Source organism: Brevibacillus sp. HB2.2, assembly GCF_013284275.1.
In the GTDB taxonomy this organism is placed as follows: domain Bacteria; phylum Bacillota; class Bacilli; order Brevibacillales; family Brevibacillaceae; genus Brevibacillus; species Brevibacillus brevis_D.
The window spans coordinates 1-724 of the sequence record NZ_JABSUV010000106.1 but is presented as its reverse complement, the minus strand read 5'-3'; the positions used below and the strand labels follow the sequence as shown (position 1 = coordinate 724).

Genomic DNA, 724 nt, shown 5'->3' with positions numbered 1-724 from the left:
GCGGATGAACGCGATCCCGGCGACGGTAAAAGTGGTCAACCTAGCTGGAGAGCCACTGCCAAACACATTGGCGCAAAGTCTATATGCATTGGAGCATGTGGAAAAAGTCTTTAATCTATATGGTCCGTCTGAAGATACGACGTACTCCACGTATGTACAGGTCACCAAAGGCGCGACGTCAGAACCGACAATCGGTCGTCCTTTGTCCAACACACAAGCGTATATTTTGGATGCCAACCTGCAGCCTGTCCCGTTGGGCTTACCTGGGGAACTATATCTTGGCGGTGACGGATTGGCTCGTGGGTACCTGAATCGCCCAGAGCTGACCGCAGAACGATTCTTGTCCAATCCATTCCACGCTGACCCGCAAGCGCGGATGTACGGAACCGGTGACTTGGTCCGTTATCTCCCAGATGGACAAATCGAGTACTTGGGACGGATTGACCATCAGGTGAAGATTCGCGGCTATCGGATCGAGTTGGGAGAGTTGGAGGCTGTCCTTCGCACCCATCTGGCAGTCAAGGAAGCCGTTGTGATGGCAAGGGAAGACAAGCAGGGTGACAAACGTTTGGCGGCGTACGTGACGACAAAAGAGGAAAGTAGCGAAGAGGCCAATGACTTAGCGGTCTGGGCAAAAGCAAAATTGCCGGAGTTTATGGTTCCATCCGTCTTTGTCTGGCTGGACACTATGCCGCTCACACCGAACGGCAAGATCGACCGGAAA

1 protein-coding gene is annotated in these 724 nt (G+C 53.2%); it reads left to right on the top strand.

Annotated features, from left to right (window positions below):
- Nucleotides 1-724, top strand: a 724-nt coding sequence (locus tag HP401_RS29505; RefSeq protein WP_173607627.1) for an AMP-binding protein, incomplete at both ends; no start/stop codon positions are given.